This is a genomic window from Enterobacter cloacae complex sp. SHL021, from assembly GCF_049237765.1.
GTDB lineage: Bacteria > Pseudomonadota > Gammaproteobacteria > Enterobacterales > Enterobacteriaceae > Enterobacter > Enterobacter cloacae.
Genome location: NZ_JBMKJG010000008.1, coordinates 1 through 20,577, shown reverse-complemented (window position 1 = coordinate 20,577; position 20,577 = coordinate 1). Strand labels below are relative to the sequence as shown.

At 50.5% G+C, this 20,577-nt stretch carries 16 protein-coding genes and 1 pseudogene; 4 read left to right on the top strand and 13 right to left on the bottom strand.

What is annotated here, in order from left to right:
* Positions 1 to 180 precede the first annotated feature (180 nt).
* From asd to dcp, 3 genes are all read right to left on the bottom strand, one after another.
* Positions 181 to 1,299: an aspartate-semialdehyde dehydrogenase gene (gene asd / locus ACOTZF_RS09735; RefSeq protein WP_129251628.1), complete on the bottom strand. Its 1,119-nt coding sequence runs from the start codon at positions 1,297 to 1,299 to the stop codon at positions 181 to 183.
* Positions 1,300 to 1,630: 331 nt separating this feature from the next.
* The gene (locus ACOTZF_RS09730) at positions 1,631 to 2,434 is read right to left on the bottom strand and encodes a DUF6694 family lipoprotein (protein WP_129251627.1); all 804 of its coding nucleotides are present in this window, start codon (positions 2,432 to 2,434) and stop codon (positions 1,631 to 1,633) included.
* A 222-nt stretch (positions 2,435 to 2,656) separates the two neighbouring features.
* A complete protein-coding gene (dcp, locus tag ACOTZF_RS09725) occupies positions 2,657 to 4,690 on the bottom strand; it encodes a peptidyl-dipeptidase Dcp (RefSeq protein WP_129251626.1) in 2,034 nt (677 codons plus the stop codon).
* A gap of 143 nt (positions 4,691 to 4,833) precedes the next feature.
* Here dcp and ydfG point away from each other — a divergent pair, with 143 nt between their 5' ends.
* Positions 4,834 to 5,580, top strand: coding sequence for a bifunctional NADP-dependent 3-hydroxy acid dehydrogenase/3-hydroxypropionate dehydrogenase YdfG (gene ydfG / locus ACOTZF_RS09720; protein ID WP_020688209.1), 747 nt, complete (start codon positions 4,834 to 4,836; stop codon positions 5,578 to 5,580).
* Positions 5,581 to 5,671: 91 nt separating this feature from the next.
* Positions 5,672 to 6,358, top strand: coding sequence for a GntR family transcriptional regulator (locus ACOTZF_RS09715; protein WP_129251625.1), 687 nt, complete (start codon positions 5,672 to 5,674; stop codon positions 6,356 to 6,358).
* 32 nt (positions 6,359 to 6,390) lie between these two features.
* On the opposite strand, the gene ACOTZF_RS09710 is transcribed toward ACOTZF_RS09715, so the two are convergent.
* Positions 6,391 to 6,822, bottom strand: coding sequence for a universal stress protein (locus ACOTZF_RS09710; RefSeq protein WP_038419309.1), 432 nt, complete (start codon positions 6,820 to 6,822; stop codon positions 6,391 to 6,393).
* Positions 6,823 to 7,111: 289 nt separating this feature from the next.
* Between ACOTZF_RS09710 and ydfZ the strand changes: the two genes are divergently transcribed.
* Positions 7,112 to 7,315: a putative selenium delivery protein YdfZ gene (gene ydfZ, locus ACOTZF_RS09705; protein ID WP_013096785.1), complete on the top strand. Its 204-nt coding sequence runs from the start codon at positions 7,112 to 7,114 to the stop codon at positions 7,313 to 7,315.
* A gap of 42 nt (positions 7,316 to 7,357) precedes the next feature.
* On the opposite strand, the gene ACOTZF_RS09700 is transcribed toward ydfZ, so the two are convergent.
* From ACOTZF_RS09700 to ACOTZF_RS09675, 6 genes and pseudogenes are all read right to left on the bottom strand, one after another.
* A complete protein-coding gene (locus ACOTZF_RS09700) occupies positions 7,358 to 8,821 on the bottom strand; it encodes a mannitol dehydrogenase family protein (protein ID WP_048972388.1) in 1,464 nt (487 codons plus the stop codon).
* 224 nt (positions 8,822 to 9,045) lie between these two features.
* Complete coding sequence (locus ACOTZF_RS09695) at positions 9,046 to 10,584, bottom strand: MFS transporter (RefSeq protein WP_038419307.1); 1,539 nt, start codon at positions 10,582 to 10,584, stop codon at positions 9,046 to 9,048.
* 27 nt (positions 10,585 to 10,611) lie between these two features.
* Positions 10,612 to 12,018: a glucuronate isomerase gene (gene uxaC / locus ACOTZF_RS09690; protein ID WP_062729596.1), complete on the bottom strand. Its 1,407-nt coding sequence runs from the start codon at positions 12,016 to 12,018 to the stop codon at positions 10,612 to 10,614.
* Positions 12,015 to 13,322, bottom strand: a pseudogene (locus ACOTZF_RS09685) (MFS transporter); the annotation flags it as partial. The gene uxaC and the pseudogene ACOTZF_RS09685, both read right to left, overlap by 4 nt.
* Before the next feature lie 141 nt (positions 13,323 to 13,463).
* Positions 13,464 to 13,781 (bottom strand): hypothetical protein, encoded by a 318-nt coding sequence (locus ACOTZF_RS09680; RefSeq protein ID WP_060578694.1) that lies wholly within the window; start codon positions 13,779 to 13,781, stop codon positions 13,464 to 13,466.
* Positions 13,781 to 14,020 carry a hypothetical protein gene (locus ACOTZF_RS09675; RefSeq protein ID WP_129317978.1) on the bottom strand — a complete coding sequence of 80 codons (240 nt, stop codon included), beginning with the start codon at positions 14,018 to 14,020 and terminating at the stop codon, positions 13,781 to 13,783. Before ACOTZF_RS09675 ends, ACOTZF_RS09680 begins: the two co-directional genes overlap by 1 nt.
* 299 nt (positions 14,021 to 14,319) lie before the next feature.
* On the opposite strand from ACOTZF_RS09675, the gene ACOTZF_RS09670 reads away from it, so the two are divergent.
* Positions 14,320 to 15,411 (top strand): acyltransferase family protein, encoded by a 1,092-nt coding sequence (locus ACOTZF_RS09670; RefSeq protein ID WP_129317979.1) that lies wholly within the window; start codon positions 14,320 to 14,322, stop codon positions 15,409 to 15,411.
* Between the two features lie 200 nt (positions 15,412 to 15,611).
* Here the strand turns inward: ACOTZF_RS09670 and ACOTZF_RS09665 are convergent, their stop codons facing one another.
* From ACOTZF_RS09665 to ACOTZF_RS09655, 3 genes are all read right to left on the bottom strand, one after another.
* Complete coding sequence (locus ACOTZF_RS09665) at positions 15,612 to 17,774, bottom strand: GDSL-type esterase/lipase family protein (protein WP_164989332.1); 2,163 nt, start codon at positions 17,772 to 17,774, stop codon at positions 15,612 to 15,614.
* A 57-nt stretch (positions 17,775 to 17,831) separates the two neighbouring features.
* Positions 17,832 to 20,309, bottom strand: coding sequence for a host specificity factor TipJ family phage tail protein (locus ACOTZF_RS09660; protein WP_129317980.1), 2,478 nt, complete (start codon positions 20,307 to 20,309; stop codon positions 17,832 to 17,834).
* Positions 20,296 to 20,577: peptidoglycan endopeptidase (locus ACOTZF_RS09655; RefSeq protein WP_421636087.1), on the bottom strand; the 282-nt coding region annotated here is incomplete at its 5' end. The genes ACOTZF_RS09660 and ACOTZF_RS09655, both read right to left, overlap by 14 nt.

Below are 20,577 nucleotides of genomic sequence, written 5' to 3'. Positions count from 1 at the left end.
TTTTGTGCTATCCACAGTTATCGGCAAAAAAACACAAATTTTTATAGCGAAGCCTCCTTAAGCAAAACATTGTTTATTTTTTTAACCCAGTTCAAATTATTCCGCTTTAACGCGCATAAAAAACCGGACTGCCCGCCCGGTTCTGTTTTCAGCTAATAATGAATAACAGGTCTAAACCCATTATATTCTGTTAAGCAAAATATTAAGCATGCGGCGTAATGGTTCCGCTGCCCCCCATAATAGTTGATCCCCAACGGTCAATACCGAATAAACAGGTTCATTATTTAGCGCCATTTTTTTATAACGTCCTACGCCAACCTTAAGCGTGCCGCTAATATGTGTGGGAGTAAGCTGGCTGACGCTGGCTTCTTTATTATTAGGGACGTATTTTACCCAAGGGTGAGCGTCGCTTACCCTTTTAGCAAATTCAGCTTCATCCACTTCGCGTTTGAGTTTCATTGTAATGGCCGCACTATGGCACCTGATTACACCAACACGAATGCACAGACCATTAACCGGGATGGTGCCTTTTTTCAGGCCAAGGATTTTATTTGTTTCTGCTTCTCCCTTCCACTCTTCGCGGCTATTGCCATCCCCCAGGTCGCTATCAATCCAGGGAATGATGCTCCCCATCAGCGGCGCGCCAAAATTCTCAACAGGCAAGTCACTGCTGTTAATCAGTTCGCTGACTTTATTGACCAGAGGAAGCACCGAGCCTGCGTTTTCCAGCTCATCGGGGGTTAAATTTCGGGTGACAAATGCACTTTGGGCGATCAACTCGCGGACATGCTTTGCACCCGCCCCCGAAGCTGACTGATAGGTCATCACGCTCATCCATTCAATGAGATCGGCCTTGATCAAACCGGCGAGCCCCATCAGGCTTAAGGTGATTGAACAGTTTCCGCCTACAAAAAGTTTACCGCCCTTTTTGATGGAATCATTGATATTTTCACGGTTCACAGGATCCAGGATGATACAAGCTCTTTCGTCCATTCGCAGCGCTGATGCGGCATCGATCCAGTAACCTTCCCAACCATGATCAATTAATGATTGATACATCGATTTTGTATATTCACCGCCCTGGCAGGTAATGATGATATCCATTTCCGCCAGCGCATCCAGGGAATACGCATCTTTAAGTACCGAACGGACACCATTAATGACAGGCCCAGGTGCCCCAACAGAAGACGTACTAAAAAAACTGGCTGCAATATCATTAAAATCATTTTCTTCGACCATACGTTGCAGCAATACTGACCCAACCATACCGCGCCAACCAACAATGCCAACCTGCTTCACGGGTTTACCTCAATGACGTTACAAAAGTGTTAAGAGAGGTAAAGTTTATAACCCGTTAAATCCCGCGCGTCATTCTTTATTTTACTCGTTTTTGCAATAATAAGAATGTTTAATAAGGGGTTAGCGAAACTGATGAATATTGTGTTTGTGTTCAAGTCAAAAAAAATAGATATCTTTAATTAGGCTGTTTAAAACGATTTTATGCCCCTCGGAAACATAAAGTCATAGTTATCAGCGAAGCCGATGCCCACACCGATGCGCCGTTTGCAACGCCACCTTTCCTCAACGCATAAAAAACCCGCCGGTTGGCGGGTCGGTTAGTCTTTAAAGATCAGAGATTTTTTTTCTTCAACTCTTCAAGCCTGCTGTTATCTTCCTCAGTGAACATTGTTGCATCATACAACGTCTGATTATCAGTACCGTCCACTCTTACGAGTGTCACAGTCAAAACAGCGTCTTTTGGGGCATAAAGTACACCCCATTCAGAATTCTTAGGGGGGGCAATAGCCCATGTGGCTTCTTCATTTGGCTTAAGCCCCTCAGGAATATCATAGAAAAAATTACTTACCAGCCATGGTACTGAGTATCCCTCGCTTGCCATCACTCCGTGCAGGTACGCTCTGGAGATAACGGTATCAGTATTATTTTTAACAACCAGTCTAATTACGGGTTGTGGCTTACCGTCTTGCTCAGGCTCCATGGTAAATCTGGATGATAAAACCTGGATTTTCATCAACTCTTTTTTAGCCACGTCGGCGTCAGCTTTTTTCTGTTCCAGCGCTTTGATTTCCTGAGTCATCTTTTCTTTTAACTTCATCTCTCTCTCAGCAGTGACTTGCTGTGCGTAAGAGATTATTTCTTCACCCGTCTTACCAGACAGGCTTTCGCGCATCTTTTTGCTTATCTCTTCGTTATCATTATTTGTAGTGGAACGCATCAGGTCAGCCATATTGATGTTACTGAATGCCACAACCTTTAAGGCGCTATCGAATTCCTCCCGTTTATTTTCCGGAAGTGAATCTCTGACTTTGGCTATCGAGGATTTCATTGCAGCATCAGTTGAAGAATCAATTTTGGGTTTATCGCACCCGACGAGTAAGCAAGAAAGTAATAACACACCAACAATTTTCTTCATGTTCCTGTTCCATCAGTAAAAAATTAAGATTAATCCTACCAGAGTTTGACCACACGACAAAATCTACTTGTGCATGTTATTGGAAATTTGTTGCATACCAGACGAAACCCTTAGCTTTAACTGCTTCGCCAGTGCGGAGCAAAATTAGAGGCGTTTTCGAGAAGAGAAACTGGACAAAAAAAACCGGGCTTCCGCCCGGTCCTGTTTAAGCCAAAATTGACGCTACTCGCTCAGCCCGCGATTCTCCAGCATCGGCTCAATCTTCGGATCGTGCCCGCGCCAGGTTCGGTACAGTTCAGCTAAATCCGTGCTGTTCCCGCGCGACAGAATCGCCTCACGGAATTTTTGCCCATTCTCGCGGGTTAAACCGCCCTGCTCGACAAACCACTGATAGCCATCGTCCGCCAGCATCTGCGTCCACAGGTAGGCGTAATAACCTGCCGCATAGCCGCCGCCGAAGATATGCGCGAAGTAGCTGCTGCGATAACGTGGCGGTACGGCGGGCAGATCCAGCCCCTCTTTTTCCAACGCTGCTTTTTCAAATTCCTCTACGCTCGAAACGGCCTCACGAATGCCGTGCCAGTTCATGTCCAGCAGCGCGGCGCTGAGCGTTTCCGTCATGTCATAGCCTTTATTGAAATGCGTTGCGTTGAGCATGCTTTCGCGCAGCGCGTCCGGCATCGGTTCGCCGGTCTCGTAATGGCGGGCATAGTGGGTAAATACCTGCGGGTGGCTGGCCCAGTGCTCATTGATTTGCGACGGGAACTCAACAAAATCACGCGGTGTATTGGTCCCGGACAGCGTGGCGTAGCGCTGACTGGCAAACAGGCCGTGCAGCGTATGACCAAATTCGTGGAACAGGGTTATTACATCATCCCACGAGAGCAGCGCGGCGCCTCCGTGGCTGGGTTTTTGATAGTTACACACGTTGTAGATAACCGGACGGGAGGCAAATTCATATGATTGCTCGACGAAATTCCCCATCCACGCTCCGCCCTGTTTCGAATCGCGGGCGAAGAAATCGCCGTAGAACAGCGCCATGCCTTCTCCGGTGTGGTCGAAAATTTCCCACACGCGGACGTCCGGGTGATACACCGGAATATCGAAGCGCTCGACGAAGCGGATGCCAAACAGCTGGCTGGCCGTCCAGAATACGCCATCATGCAGTACGTTATTGAGCGCAAAATACGGCTTAATTTGCGACTCATCCAGGGCATATTTCGCCTGACGCACACGCTCGGCATAAAAGGCCCAGTCCCAGGCCTGCACGGTGAAGCCGCCCTGCTCATCATCAATGACTTTCTGGATATCGGCCTGTTCCTGCACCGCACGGGTGCGCGCCGCAGGGACAATTCCACGCATAAAGGTCAGTGCGGCCTCCGGCGTTTTTGCCATCTGGTCGGCAATGCTCCAGCTCGCAAAGTCGTCAAAGCCCAAAAGCTGCGCCTGGCGCGCACGCAATGCCGTGAGACGAAGGATCAATTCGCGGGTATCATTTTCATCGCCTTTCTGCGTACGCAGCCAGCCTGCGTTAAACAGGTTTTCACGGGTCTGTCGATTGCGAAGCAGTGAAAGCGCAGGTTGTTGGGTGGTGTTCAGGAGGGGGATTAGCCAGCGATCTTTCAGCCCTTTATCGGCGGCGGCCTGAGCAGCCGTGGCGATCTCCTCTGCGCTTAACCCCTCGAGCTGGTGAACATAATCCACCACCAGCCCGCCCGCCTTATCTGCGGCCAGCAGTCGCTGGTTGAACTGGCTGATCAGTGAGGCGACTTGTGTGTTCAGGTCTTTCAGTTCAGCTTTTTCAGCGTCGTTCAGTCGCGCCCCGGCCAGCACGAAGCGCTGGTGCGTCACTTCAACCAGTCGGCGGGACTCAGCATCCAGCGCCTCACGATCCTGCCAGACGCTCTCCACGCGGGAAAACAACGTGTCGTTGAGCCAGATATCATTGGCCAGCGCGGCCAGCTCGGTTGAGAGCTGTTCTTCCAGCTCCTGAAGGCGGGCATTGGTGTGCGCCGACGTCATGGCAAAGAAAATACTGCTGACGCGCGCGAGCATGGCACCGCTTTTCTCCAGCGCCAGTACCGTATTATCGAAATCGGGTGCTGCCGTTTGCGCGACGATGACGTCAATATCTGCCCGCTTCTGGCGTATGGCCTCATCAAATGCCGGGCGATAGTGGCTGTCGTTGATTTCATCAAAACGCGGGGCCTGATAAGGCAGCAGGCTAATGTCAAAAAAAGGGTTACGGGTTGACATCTTTTACTCCTGATAACGGTTAACTTTCCCAGAGTAGGCCAGGCCGCCATTGACCGCAATGCGGTCATACAAATGATGCCTTAACGCACCCTCTCAGGGCGTGCTATGTTAGTACAACACAAAAAGCGTTGAGGAACAGTGAGATGATTATTTTAGTTACCGGGGCAACGGCAGGTTTTGGTGAATGCATCACGCGTCGCTTCGTCGCCAACGGCCACAAGGTGATTGCCACCGGCCGCCGTCAGGAGCGTCTGCAGGAGCTGAAAGAAGAGTTGGGTGACAATATCCTGACCGCGCAGCTTGATGTGCGCAACCGCGCCGCCATTGAAGAGATGATTGCCAACCTCCCCGCGCAGTGGCGTGCCATTGACGTGCTTGTCAACAACGCCGGTCTGGCGCTGGGTATGGAGCCCGCGCACAAAGCCAGCGTGGAAGACTGGGAAAACATGATCGACACCAACAACAAAGGGCTGGTGTATATGACCCGCGCCGTGCTGCCAGGCATGGTGGAGCGCAATCGCGGCCACATTATCAATATCGGCTCAACCGCCGGAAGCTGGCCGTATGCGGGCGGCAACGTCTATGGTGCGACAAAAGCGTTCGTGCGTCAGTTCAGCCTGAACCTGCGTACCGATCTGCACGGCACCGCCATTCGCGTCACGGATATCGAGCCGGGCCTGGTGGGCGGTACCGAGTTCTCCAACGTGCGTTTCAAAGGCGATGACGCGAAAGCAGATAAAACCTACGAAAATGCCAACGCGCTGACGCCGGAAGATGTCACCGAAGCGGTCTGGTGGGTCGCGACACTGCCAAACCACGTCAATATCAACACCGTAGAGATGATGCCTGTCAGCCAGAGCTTTGCCGGACTTAACGTTCATCGTGGCTGACTCTGCCCTTCCCGGCCTGCGGGCCGGGTCTGTATCAGGGTATAAAAGAATGGTAGTATGTTCAGGCTAACTCTCTGAGAAATGACAACTCATGGCCGCTGAATCGCAACTCAATCCCACCCAGCCCGTTAACCAGCAAATCTATCGCATATTACGACGTGATATTGTGCATTGCCTGATCCCGCCTGGTACCCCGCTTTCAGAAAAAGAGGTATCCGTGCGTTTTGACGTTTCCCGTCAGCCCGTACGTGAGGCGTTTATCAAGCTTGCTGAAAACGGCCTGATTCAGATCCGCCCGCAGCGCGGCAGCTATGTGAATAAAATATCGCTTTCTCAGGTCCGTAACGGCTGTTTTGTCCGTCAGGCCATTGAGTGCGCGGTGGCCCGGCGTGCGGCCACGCTGATGAATGACAACCACTGTTACTGGCTGGAGCAAAACCTGCATCAGCAGCGTATTGCCATCGACCGCAAACAGCTTAACGACTTCTTTCAGCTCGATGATGAGTTTCACCAGAAGCTGGCGCAAATTGCCGATTGTCAGCTGGCCTGGGATACCATTGAAAACATTAAAGCCACGATTGACCGTGTGCGGTATATGAGCCTCGACCACGTCTCGCCACCGGAAATGTTGCTTCGACAGCATTATGATATTTTCAGCGCACTGGAAAAACGCGACCCTGACGGTGTGGAAAAAGCGATGACCGTCCATCTGCAGGAGATCAGCGAATCCGTGCAGCTTATTCGGCAGGAAAACAGCGATTGGTTTAGCGAAGATTAAATTCGCCGCACCCTTTCGGCGCGGCGGAGAGATTAGCGTACAACCAGGACCGGAATAGTGGCGTAGCGCAGGATAGATTCCGCATTTGAACCCAGCAGATGCGTGGTGATAGTCGGGTTTTTTGAACCGATAACAATCACGTCATATTCCCCTTCTTTGCTCATCCTGATAATTTCATCGCGCACGTTGCCGAAACGCACCTCACAATGAATGTCCTCCGGGGAGAGATCGAAGAGACGCGTTAACTCCTTCATCTTTTTGCTGGATTCCGCGGTCATATACTCTTCAAACTTCCTGATATCTGCATTGAATCCGCGCAGTAACGAGCGGCTGCTGTTGGGCAGAATGTTGACCAGGGTTATCGATGCACCTTCAGCCTTCGCCAGGTTGGCCGCGTGCCGCACCGCTTTATCGCTTAAATTCATTTCAAACACATCAACAGGCATCAAGATTTTCTTATACATAAGCCTGACTCCTTATTTCCAGGAAACGTTATTTACTGCATTCAGAGTGCCATCAGGAATATAAACCAGACTTAAACGCTCACTGGTTGAAATTATCAATTAAAGAAAATAACTGTCCGCTTTGTAAATTACCGTCGTGAACCGTCATCGCCCTGCCGAAATGAAGAAAAAAGTGTGAGTTTGATCAAAAACAAAAAAATGATGTCCAGAGAGGCGTATTTATAGTGCCCCGTGGACGGCACAACCTGAAATAGCGCCGTAACGGATGTGTTAGCGAGGAGAAAATACCATGATGACTTACGACCGTAACCGTAATGCAATTACCACCGGCAGCCGCGTAATGATTAACGGCACCGGGCATACCGGGGTAATTAAAGCGATCCACAGCGAGGGACTGGATGCCGCGCAGGTACGTCGCAGCAAAACGGTGGAAGTGGAAGGATGCGAAGGTAAGTTCGAACCGATTGAACTGATTCGCCTGGGTATGCACTAACAGGTGCGACATCATGCCGCCGCGAACGGCGGCATGACTGAATTACAGCTGTGCCGCGTACTGCGCAACCGTGGCTTTCGCGCCCTTTTGCAGAAGGGTCTGATACGCCGTCATGACCGCCTCCACAAAGCACGTGTCGTGCGGCAGTTCCTTACCGAAGATGGCTTCAATGCCCAGCAAGGCTTTCACCCGACTTTCCCCTTCCGTGCTCCCGTTGACCGCGGCCTGAATCACCGCCAGTTGAGGATCGCTCACGTCGATGGCGTTCCCCTGTTCATCCACCCCGCCGACATAGCGCATCCAGCCCGCCACACCCAGCGCCAGCAGTGGGAAAGGTTTCTGATGCACCAGGTGCCAGCGCACGGAATCGAGCATACGCTGCGGAAGTTTCTGGCTGCCGTCCATCGCGATTTGCCAGGTCCGGTGGCGCAGGGCCGGGTTGCTGTAGCGCGCTATCAGCAGATCGGCATAGTGGCCTAAATCAACCCCTTTTACTTTCAGCGTCGGCGCCTGCTCTTTCAGCATCAGCGCGTGGGCGGCACGACGGTAGTGTTCATCTTCCATACAGTCGTTAATGTGCTGATAACCCGCCAGATAGCCAAGGTACGCCAGGAAAGAATGGCTGCCGTTGAGCATCCGCAGCTTCATCTCTTCAAACGGAATAACGTCGGCCACCAGCTCCGCCCCCGCCTTTTCCCATTGCGGACGTCCGGCGACAAAGTTATCTTCAATCACCCACTGACGGAACGGCTCGCAGGCCACGCCCGCCGGATCGCGAACGCCAGTAAGCTGTTCGATTTTATCCAGCGTTTCCGGCGTTACCGCAGGCACAATACGATCCACCATGGTTGACGGGAAGGTGACGTTGGCCTCAATCCACGCGGCCAGCTCCGCGTCGACCGCGCGGGCATAGGCGCAGGTGACATTGCGCATAACGTGACCGTTCTCCGGCATGTTGTCACAGGACATAACGCTAAAGGCAGGCAGCCCCGCCGCTTTGCGTCGCGCCAGCGCTTCAACCACCACACCCGGCGCAGATTTGGGCTGATGCGGGTTTTGCAGGTCGGCCGCAATCAATGGATGATCGAGCATCAGTTTGCCCGTGGCCGGTGAGTGGCAGTAGCCTTTTTCGGTGATGGTGAGCGACACAATCGCCACCTGCGGCTCACACATCGCCGCCAGTACGGCCTCCAGCCCGTCAACCTGCGCGTGCAGCGCATTTTTGACCACACCGACGACCCGTGATGTCCACGCGTCCGCCGACATTTCGGCCACGGTATAGAGGTTATCCTGCGCGTTCAGATCGGCAATCTGTTGTTCGCCACCAATCAGGTTCACTTCTGTGTAACCCCAGTCGCTGCCGTGTTCAGCGGCCAGAATATCGGCGTACACCGCCTGGTGTGCACGGTGGAACGCGCCAAACCCTAAATGAACAATGCGTGCCTGGAGGCTGCCGCGATCGTACTGAGGCAGCGTCGCTTTCGCCTGTAATAATCGGTTTTCCATGGTTGAGACTCGTTTAATTAATGAAGCTGAGTTCTGCGACCGCACGTTGGCGCGCGGTCGCGCATGTTGACTACACCAGCCAGAATGGCAGTAACCCCCTGGGGCCTTGCCCACCACCATACGGGTTATGTTTAGCGGAACATTGATTTACATTAACTTTGCGCTAACTGGTGTGATATCAAAATTAAGTTGTGTGACATCTTTCAAAAAGATATATACCAAGGTCACACAAGATTACGCGCCGGTTCTGCGCCTGAACGGCCAGCGGGCTCACGGCACAGCCTGTCGTAGGAATACCCCGTCAAATCTTCCACCACACGGCGTGCTTCGGCGGACACCAGCTGGGGAGAACCGTTAGCTTTCAGGCGGTCCAGTTCATCCACGAAGATCTTGTGCGTACGCTTGTTCAGATGGAACGTTAATGCCTGCCACAACGCCAGGATGAGTAAGCCCGCAGTCCCGATGAACATCAGCATTGCGATGGTATGAATGGCCTCCTCCGGCTGTGTCTGGCTGCCCTTCACAAAGCCGCCATTCTGTAACAGCAGCCCCACAATAAAGGTGGCGATGGCCACGGTCGTTTTGCGGGAGAAGGTCATCACCGCCGCGAACAACCCCTCGCGACGCTGGCGGCTAACCATCTCGTCAATATCGGGGATGAACGGGAAGACGTTCCATGGCGTAAACTCCAGCACACAGCGACCGACCTGATATAACCCGGCCAGAACAACCAGCGTCGCGACGGTATTAAGTGCCGGAATTTGATACACAGCGAAAAAGCCGCCCAGGCAGAGCATCATCAGCGAGTAGGCAAACACATACAGCTTCGACGGCCCGAATTTAATGATCCCCACTCCCGCAATCAGCGTGACAGGCAGGCCGACGATACTCATCGACAGCAGTGTGCCGGCAAGCGACGAAGAGACATTCAGGCAGTAAACACAGAAGAAGACAAATACGGTGTTGTAGACATCTTTCCCGGTAAACGACAGCAGGTAGATGGCAAGGTGTTTTCTGAAGGCCCGGATTTTCAGCGTTGAACCATACTCTTTAAAGAGACGACCAAAGGCAGCCAGCTTTTGCGTCAGCGTTCGGGGCGCCGTGCTTGTTTCAAGCTCGGCCAGCATTTCCGGGGTTAACTCGCGTTCCCAGGTCACCTTCCACGAGATAAAGACGCACACCATAAACAGGACGGCAAAAATAACGCCGTTAATCAGATAAGCATGGGCGCTGTTTTCCCCAAAATAGCCAATCAGCAGCCCCGGAATGAACGTCGCCAGGAAGGTACCGGACGCAGAAAGGAACATGCGACAGGTAGAAAGTTTGGTGCGCTGGTTAAAGTCTTTTGTCATTTCCGATGGCAGCGTTTCCCAGGGGATCAATACCATCGCGGCGATAATTTCAAACGCCAGATAGACCGCGAGATAAAAACCGTAGGTCATGCCATCAAGCCACAGTAACGCATAGACCAGCATTAACGGCGCGCCGATCAGCAAAAAGAAGCGTCGACGACCAAATTTTTTACCAAAATAATTTTTGTAAAAATGATCGGTGAAACTTCCCATAAACAGACTGACAATGGCATCAACAATACGCGCGATGGCGACAATGGAGGCTGCCTCAACCGGCGATAGCCCAACGAATGTCGTATAGAAAAATAACAGCCAGGCGCCGATCACGGTAAATGCACCGCCACCCATAATATCCGTTAGTCCGTAGCCGATACTAACCGGAATGGTAATTTTTTTAGCCGCACGAGACATATTTCATCCCCACTTGATGAAGCGAATTTAAAATTTGAAATAATTCTTAGCGTTGTCGTGGCAAATATTTTTAATCATCCGCGTGAGAATATCGTTATTATCCGGAACTTCTCCCCGCTCCACCCAACCGCCGATCATATTGCATAGAATGCGGCGAAAATAATCGTGACGGGTATAGGAGACCAGGCTGCGGGAGTCGGTCAGCATGCCGACAAAATTCATTAACAGCCCCTGATCTGCCAGGCTGTTGAGCTGGTTTTCCATCCCGCGACGGGTGTCGTTAAACCACCAGCCGGAGCCGAATTGCATCGGTGATTTCACTCCCAGTTCTGCACTCTGAAAATTGGCGATCGTCGTCGCGACAATATCGTTGTAGCTGGGGTTGAGGTTATACAGAATGGTTTTCGGCAGCGCGTCTGCAAGGGCCATGGCATCCAGCAGCTGATTAATATTCGCAGCAAGATTGACCTGATCCGTCAGTGAATCAAACCCGGTATTTATGCCCAGGGCACGGTACATGCGGGTATTATTATTGCGTATCGCACCGAAGTGTATCTGCATGGCCCAGTCATGCTGTCGGTAATAACGCGCCAGCATGATAAAAATAGCACTGTCAAGAATCGCGCTATCTCGCGCGTTGAGATGTTCACCCTGCCGTTTACGGATAAATATCGATTCCACGATACTGTCATCCGCAGCCTGATAATGGATCTCCACAGGGCCATGATCCGAAATACGGCACCCCATGTCGTGGAACCAGGCAATACGCTCGCCGAGCGCAGCAGCAAAATCACTAAAGGCGTGAATGGACCGCCCCGTCAGCTCCGCTAATCGATCGGTAAAGTCGGCGAACTGATGCGCATCCGGCGTAAAAACGTCATCCGGGCGGAATGTCGGTAATACCTTGACGTTGAATGTTGCGTCATCGCGCAATAACTGATGGTAACGCAGGTCATCCAGCGGTGCATCTGTGGTACATATGACCTCCACTTTTGAGCGTTTAATCAGTTCGCGGGGCGTAAAATCAGGCTGTTGTAATAAACGATTACAGCGCTCCATTATTTCACGCCAGTTATGGCTGCCCAGCGGTTCATCACAGGAAAAATAGTGATGCAGTTCTAAATGCGTCCAGTGATAGAGCGGATTGCCATAACTGGCGTCGACCGTTTCAGCCCACGCCGCAAATTTTTCTTCCGCGGTGGCGCTGCCCGTAATGTATTTTTCATCTATACCGTTGGCGCGCATAGCGCGCCATTTGTAGTGATCGCCTGCAAGCCAAAGCTCGGTAATATTCTCCAGCGGTTTATTTTCGAAAATATCTTTCGCAACCAGATGACAGTGATAGTCAATTATCGGCAATTCTTTCGCGACATCACGATATAACGCAACGCCCCTGGCGTTGCTAATCATAAAGTTATCATTAATGAAACTCATAGCAGCGCTCCATATTTGCGTGACTCACCAGCCTTATCGTTCAGCGCCTGTGGTTCAGCCGCGTCTTGTGCCGCGCTCAAATCACGGTCGCGCACTTCCGGCATGAAAATGGCTGAAACCAGACCAATCACAGAATAGGCAATCAGCATCGCGACAATCGGCCACCAGGAGCCGGTCATGTTGCAGAAGATCCCCGCCAGCACCGGACCAAAGCCCACCGCCACCAGACCGCCCGCCTCTTTGGAGATAGCCATGCGGGTAAAGCGATTACGCGAGCCAAACATCTCCGCCATGGTGATGTTTTCCAGCGCGAACAGCCCCAGCACCGCGAAGTTATGAATGACAATAATCGAGAGCATAATGACGCCCGGCGCATAGCTTTTATCGACGATAATCGACAGCATCGGGTACGCCAGAATGATGGCGGAAACGTTGAGGAGGATATACGGCAGACGGCGACCGACTTTGTCCGACAGCCAGCCCAGCAGCGGGATAGAGATAAACCCGAGGATTGAACTTATCATCAGCGCATCGGTGGGGATCGCTTTATCAAACAGCAGCGTCTGTACCAGATACCCGGCAAGGAACGTCTGGATCAGACCGGAGTTACCCGCCTGACCAAAACGCAGCCCGGTGGCCAGCCAGAAGGATTTGCTTTTCACCATCGCCCCAAGGGAGGTATCCGGCTTCGCCACCGGTACGGCAGCTTCAGCGTCGTTCACTTTTTCGAAGACCGGGCTCTCTTTCAGGTTCATACGCAGCCAGATGGCAAAGATCATCACGACGACGCTGGCCAGGAACGGCACGCGCCAGCCCCATGCCACCAGTTCTTCACGATCGAGAGCAAAGAACATCACCGCCCAGATCGCCGTGGCACTCAGGGTTCCGCAGTTGGTCCCCATCGCCACCAGCGAGGAGATGATCCCGCGTTTGCCCTTTGGCGCATACTCGGCCAGCATGGTTCCCGCACCGGAGATTTCTGCCCCGGCACCCAGCCCCTGAATAATGCGCAGCGTCACCAGCAGAACCGGCGCAAAAATGCCAATCTGGCCGTAGGTCGGCAACACGCCAATCAGGGTGGTACAGATCCCCATCATGGTGATGGTAATAAACAGCACCTTTTTACGACCGATCCGGTCGCCCATTCTGCCGAAGATAAAGGCGCCGACGATGCGCGCAATATAGCCTGCGCCGTAGGTCCCCATCGCCAGGATCAGCGCCATGGCCGCGGACTGTTCCGGGAAAAAGATCTCATGGAAGACCAGCGCGGCCCCCAGCGAGTAGAGCTGAAAATCCATAATTTGCGGCACTACAAACAGGATGTATGCTGATGTAAGTTGAAAGCAGGCTTAAACCAAAACATTAGCGCAAGATGAATCACTACCCTCCACGGTTTTGAGTTGTTTTGCGCTAATTTTTTGCCCCAACCATGCCCCATTGCCCCATCACACCACCCTGTCATCCTGCATCACGCTGTTGATGAAGAACGTCACCCGCCCCATCACCTCAACCTCTTCCGCAGCCTCCCCCTCTATCGCTTCACCATCATCACAAATCAGCGCCCTGCCCATGACTCTCGCAAACTGAGTCCGTCCGCCGCTGAGGATTAGCAGAACCTGATTCTGTACCAGTCTGGTGCACGGCTCGATAACCGCAAAGCCAATATCTGTCTCAAGCACTCTGCTATCCGCTCCAATGTTACACAGCACAGCAGGAGATAATTGTTGCTCAACGTAATCTGATGCCGGTGAAGGAAATCCCATCAGTGCACCCTCCCCATGTTACGCAGGATCCAGTATCGGTTATCGCTGTGGTCTGTTGTCTTATCCACAAAGTCTTGCTGGTAACGTTCTATCCATGCATTGGCATCTGACCGGGTAAAGTGCCAGTTGTACTCACGCAGCTTCTCGATGAAGCTCTCGGTCCGAAGGTACTGGTACCCCTTTGGGTTTAGCTGTATGGCCGCAACGAAGGCGGTGTGTATATCTGCTGTGCGTGGCATAATTACCCCACAAATCTACTGTATTCATATACAGTAGTCCATTCGCCGGGTAGCGATCAATCGCTTTCTGCATTTGTCGATAATTTGCGGTGATGGTGCTAGAATCCGCTACAACATTGCTGATAGAGTTCGATATAGATGTTATTGAAAAATATAAATATTTGATGACATTGCTTACTTTTGTGGTGCAGCAAAATGACAATCGGTTTTTATTTATCCTGAGGTTAATTTGTTGTAGAAAGTGCGCAGTGATTCGTATAGTCCAGAGTATTGGAAATTTATAATATTTAGGTTATGGAATGAAAACTTTAAATCACAGCTATATGTCAAGACTTGATCACCTGCGTTTTGCAGCATTCATACTGGTCATATTCCATCATTGTAGGGGAAGTATTAATTATGGTGGGTCTGTAAGTAGCCTTCAAGACTTTGCATCTTTATGGATTAGATGGGGATCTTCTGGGGTGAGCCTTTTTTTGGTCTTGTCAGGATTTCTTTTTTGTATAATTTCTGATGCTGGAAGAAAGGAAATAAAATATGCAAGCTTTGTTAAAAACAGAATTCTTAGGATCGCGCCTCTAACTATAATATTTGTATTTATAGCCATTTGTGTAGACCAAACAAACTCCACGCCAATGGATATTTTTAGACTTTTAACACTACAACTTAACACTGGTTCGCCAGGTACCGGTTGGGGATATAAATTATACCCAATGGGTCCGATATGGACAATTGCAGTAGAGTTTCAGTTCTATTTAATATTTCCCTTTTTGGCGGTATTTTTATCTAAAGATGGACTAAAATCATTATGTGGAATTGTTGTTGCATTTATTTTAATTAAATTATCATTAGTAATATTTAATGGTCCGGGAATCTATTACAGACTTTATCATTCAATAGTTGGGAGATTGGATCAGTTCTTGATAGGAATGATGGCAGGTTATATATATGTTAATGGCTACATTAATAGGTCAAAAACCCCTCAAATTTTTATGATAGTCGCCTCGATAGCTATTATATCAATATTCATGCACTTGAACTCTCAGATGACAAAGTGGTTTATGCCATTCTCATTCACTCTTGAGGCTTTTGGTTGGGCCTTGTTGATAATTGGATATACAACTCTTAATATTAATATTAACAAACGAACTGACTCAGTAATTGCTTATCTTGGGGGATTAAGTTTCTCTGCCTACCTTACGCATTTGGTGGTAGCAAAGGCTCTTTATATGACAGTTTTAACGCCACCTCAGGATAAAATGGATGCAATTATCAACACTGCATTATTTATCTTGCCAGTTACGATAATAGTTTCAATGATCACATATGCATACATAGAAAAACCATTTCTAAACTTACGAGTAAAATACATAAATGGTGATAAAAAATGACTGACTTCATCATTACCACAGTTATAAGAGTTGCAGGTGCTATATCTCTGGCTCATATTGTTTATTCTGCCATATCTTGGAATATTGATAGTGCAGATCTTATATACGTTGCATTCATATTCATCTGGCTTTCTGGTGAGTATTCATGGTGGAAAAAAAGGCAGTAGCTTTGAGTGGAAGGCGGCTATGCCGCCTTTTTCTTAAAAGATTGATGGCGGGTTGTGATACGCGGTTTTGTCTGAGGTAGCACTGATACCTGTCAGATATACAATCCCTCCAGCTACTCCATAAGTAGGAAGCATTGCGACGGAGGCTGCTTTGGTATACGTTATAAGCCTTGAACCATTAATGTCTACGTACATGACGCTTCCTGTTGGGCTCATACGTAGTTCAATCATTACTCGATCAACAGTAATAGTGGCGGTTGAAGTGGCGAGTACGGTTCTGGAGATCGCGCCTGATACATTCTTAAAGACACACAATGAAACGGTGTTATCTGCATTTCTAATTACGCCGAGGGAAATATATCCGCTTTGCGACCAATCATTTGCAAATATACGGTTCGTTGAAAATAGAAAAGCATAACCCTGATAAAGAGTGCCATCAATACAAACTGACTTGTCCGACCCATCTACAGATATTACAGGCATGGTATTGTATACCGGTGTACTCCATACTGATGATGACGATAATCCTTTTGACGATTTCCCTTGCGGAGTACCGCTTCCAATCCTTATGTACCCTACGTTATTGGCGACCTCGTTTGCACGGTAACTAATACGATACAAACCGGCTCTTTTCTTCCCTAAATATATATTTAAATCAGCTGGTCTATCAGTAGTAGCATATGCATAAGTGCCAACATTGACATAACCAATTGTTTGAACTCCTGAAGCATCATATACCCCTATCTGCGAGTATACAGATCCTGCCGAAACTGAATCCCTATCAGGCGAGCAGTAGTGTATGTCAGATTCTTCTTCAAGCCATATCCATAGTCTGGATATTTCCGCGATAGCTCCAGCTCCTACAGTAATTGCACAACCCATTCTGTTTTGAATTGCTCTATTCAAACCTACAGTTCTACCTTGCCAGGCAATGCGCCCCTGCCAGAAGCCCAAAGTGTCTCCGACATTTGCATCGATAATGTAGTCCTTAAAAATCTCCTTCGCAGCAACACCAGTTTTGAAGCTATGACCTCGATCACCAAAATGCAAACCATCCTCTTGGTTGTCGGCAATAACATCCGACTGATTACGAGAATTTTCCACCCATGACTTTGTATATTTACTGATATCAATAATATCAAGATTATACTTCTGAGCACAATCCTTCATAGCTGGCACTACCTGTCCAAAAAGCTTCAACATGTTCCTGTTTTCGCTTATTTGGCATGTGGTATCAGGGGTCACCAATACAGGAATGCGCCCTCCATTTATAACCCTTCGAATCAATGACTCAAGTTTTTGAGAATAGTTATAACCAGTGAATTGGCTATTAACCACATCATTCAAACCAAAGCCGATTAAAACAAACTGCGCAGCCTTGTTCGTGTCGTGATTCTCAATGACTGTAGAATAATTTGATTCAGCCCATCCATCAACGATGGACTTACCTCCATAACCACAGTTGAACACACTTATATTTGTATTCTCACTCATATCCCGAAGGAGCTGCTGTAAAAGCACGGGCCAAGTATTAGGAGCTTCTGGGTTATGATCATGGTTAGGGACTGCATTTCCAGATGAATCAACAGCATTCTTTGTCCATCCCGTAGTCCTATCCCCGTCTACCGTGCTATCGCCATAAACAGCAATTCTCACAGCAGCGCCAGCACGACACATTTCCGCCAGCTTACTAAGCCCTTTACCTCGGAATAAATTTACATCTGGAAGATCGGATAACCAGTCTTGAACCGTCCTTCCGTCGCTGGCCCCGATAAGCGCTGCACCTGTTGGTTTCGCTAAATCTTTTCGCAGTACATCACTCACATCGACTGCAAGCCACTTTCCTTCACCCACCCCACCAGTTGAATCAGGATCTGATCCCGACGGCACTGTCTTTGGTAATGTGCTCAGGTCATCCCAGCGGTACCAGATACCGGCGCTTTCATCCTGAATAATGTCACCTGCGGCATCCAGAGTAGCTCCATCCTGGAATGAACCAACCAGGTTCCAGCCGAGATTGTAGATCTGCTGGAGTACGAGCTGTTTCAGGCCTTCAATCGTATAATGTGAATGACCAAAACGATCAATGTACTGAAGTGCCATAGAAGTGACAAATTCGTCAATTTTCCCGGCGTTAAACTTAAGGTCTCGTGGCGATTCACTTGGAACTGGCAGATTGGTCGGTTGAGTAGTCATATTGATTCCATAAAAAACCCGGCGCGGTGGCCGGGTTCGGTTGGTCGGGGATGGTTCTTATTGGTAGATGGCGTCGCTGTATTCCGCGACGGTCAGAGATACCGTGTTATCTGTGTTCGGTTTGATGCTGTTCACCGTCCATAGCTGGCTGTCCAGTTCCTCAACTGTCGCAATGAGATAGCGCGACGGGAGCTGTACAGTGTCTCCGTTCCATATGTTGAGCTGAATGTCGGGTATTGCCGCGGTGAAGCCGTACTTCGTATCAGCGCGGGCCGTCGCCGGATAACGCAGTGTCGGATTGCCCAGGCTATCTGTGACAAGCACATACATCGAACCGGTGAAGGTGATCGGCTCGCTGGTATCGAAGTCATTTCCGGATCGGCCGGTTACGTAACCACCTTGCTGGTTGCTGTCGTAGATGTCCGGCATCTGAATGACGCTGCCAACCTGGATAATGCCGTCTTCGAACACTTTGGCATTCATCTTCACCCTGGAGTAGATCAGGCGCTTGGTTTCGCGCAGAGCTCGCTCCCGGGCCTGATACTCATTACGGAAGCCGACGATCTCCAGCTTGTTCGGGTTCTCAGCTTCCTGCTCGACGATAGCGCCGTTCACCACGCGGTAGTTGATGTACGTCTTGTTGTTTGTTGTCGGGTGGACGTATGACACCTGCACGCCGTCATAACCGCCTGGCAGCGTGGCCTCGTACGTTATTTTGTACTCGTCCGTCTTCATGTTGGCCCGGTTGAATACTGCAGCCGGGTAATCCACTTTCTGGTCACGGGTAAACGTCAGCACGCCGTCATCCCAGTACGCCACAACCGACGCCGCATTGCAGATCGCCTGCACGCGGTCGCCCAGCGAGTCGTTCTCGTCATCAAACGTGTAGTCGAAGTAACCCAGGCGCTCATCAGGCAGGCTTTCAGCAATCGAGTACAGGCCGTACAGGTCAATGCTGCTTACCGGCTGCTCACCCATGATGAGCCAGGTGTGCGCCACTGCATCAGCGAACAAGCGCGACGGACGCAGCGTGTAATCCACCGTCTGCGTGTCCAGGTCGTACGTGATGGTGTGCCGCGTCACCAGAGCGTTATATTTACGCTCTCGGCTGCCAAGGGCGTTCTCTGTCGCCCTCACCTTCACACGTACCAGCGTGTCGGTAGGGTGAACGACGTTTGTCCTGATATTGATGCTGTGGATCTCTTCGACCTTCAACAGGCTTGCATCACTGGAGTTATCTGTGCGCTGGAAGCTGACCGCGTACTTTCCGAATCCCCCGGAAGGTGTGATTTTGTCAGTGCGGTAGAACACCTCACTTGTGGAATCATGCGGGGTCGTCTGCCGGTATGTGAAAGTCTGCTGCGTACCTGGCACCTGGTTGTAATCGTCGTCGATTTTCCAGAGGACGACCTTCCAGTTAGTTTCCTTATTTCCGCCCAGGCTGGACTGTGTATGCAGCCAAAGCTGAGTTGACTCAACCGGGGAGAAGAACGGTCCGACGATCAGAGCCTCGTTGTCATTGAGAATGAACTTCGTGGTGTTTATCGTCGCGTTGGCAGGGATATCCTGTGGTCCCTGGAGTTGGTTCATCGTGAAGGTGTACCAGCGAACCGGGTTAACCACCGCGCCGTCGTTTGTTTCGACAGCGGAAATCAGCGTGCCGGAGAATGTTGCATCCTTCGTTACGCTGCCAGATGCGGTGTTGTAAGTCACGTTTATCGTGAAGGTCACTGCATGCGGCAGTACGAGCCCCATAAAATAGTCAAACTCTGCCTGTTTCACGATTTTCATCGCTATCTGTCCGCCGGAATACGTTCCGCTGACAACCGTGTTTGCCGTTGCTGTTTCGATCGGGAAATCGCTGGCTTCGTTCTGCCCGGGCACCTCCTGCCCGTCGACGTCATCGAACCCATAGCCTTCAACGATCTGCGGAATAACTTCGCCTGGCTGGAAGAACTGGAATTCGGCACCAGCCAGTGAGCCGAGGCTTGATTCTGAGTAGCGCACAGACTCGTAATCGTATTTGCCGATCCCGATGCACATCCATTCCGTGACGTACTTTAGGCCGCCGTCGGTGGACGTCTGGTGCACGTATTCGAATACTGACTCCTGAATCAGATCCGGGAACGAACGAATCTGGCCGTATATGTCTGGCTTGGCCTTATACACACGCGCGGTGTTTGTCTGACCGGTCAGACTATTGTTTGGTGAGTCGACGGTATTTCCGCCGTTGTTTGCGATAGCTGGCTTCGGCGCCAGGAACGAAAACACCTGGCCCACCACTTTAAAGATCGGGCTCAGAATGTCGCCGACAATGCCCTTTGGCTGGTCGAATATCTGGATGTTGTCCAGTTCGCTAAGCTCAAACGCCAGCTCGTCATCGTCGCCCAACTTCACGCCATTGCGGACGATCAGCAGGTCGCGGTGGAAAGTAGCGTCATTGGCCGCCAGCCAGTCATAAAAAAGGGTGCCGTTTGGCACCCTGCAACGCAGCTTAGGCGTTCCTGGAAAGTTCGATATCTCAACCAGCGCCATATTCAAAAAACTCCACTTTGGTGAATGCCCGCTGAATGACCAGCAACGAGTCCATGCGCACGCTTCCGTTCTCGCCGCGCGAGTGCAGCGCCTGCCGGTTCAGTACCAGACCAACATGCGCCGGTTGCGCGCCGCGGTACCCGACGAATATCCCGCCCTCGACTGGTTTATCTACCTGGAGCCAGAAAACGACGTCACCCTCATAGCAGGTGAAGAAGTCGGCCCCGGCTTCGTAATCCGGCGTCTGATGCAACTCAATGCCGAGGAC